This is a genomic window from Sphingomonas sp. AC449, assembly GCF_979253475.1.
In genome coordinates this window covers 1-234 of sequence record NZ_CEEDCZ010000107.1, presented here as the reverse complement: position 1 = coordinate 234, position 234 = coordinate 1, and the positions used below count along the sequence as shown (strand labels likewise).

Annotated in this window: 1 pseudogene; it reads right to left on the bottom strand. The window is 68.8% G+C overall.

Annotated features, from left to right (window positions below):
• Positions 1-234: pseudogene (gene prfC / locus AC0CH3_RS18010) on the bottom strand (peptide chain release factor 3); the annotation flags it as partial.

Here is a 234-nt window from a genome sequence, read left to right as displayed (position 1 = left end):
GCGAAGGTCTTGAGCTCCTGCGGGTCTTCCGCCGAGATCCAGCGCGCGGTGTCGTCCGGCGCGGGTTCGAGCCCGGCGGCGACCGTGTACTCCGCGTCGAGCCGCGACAGCAGCACTTCGAGCTGAAGCTGCCCGACGACGCCGATGATCCAGGTCGAGCCGATGTCGGGGTAGAAGACCTGAGTCACCCCCTCCTCGGCCATGTCGTCGCGCGCTGTCCGCAACTGCTTGGGC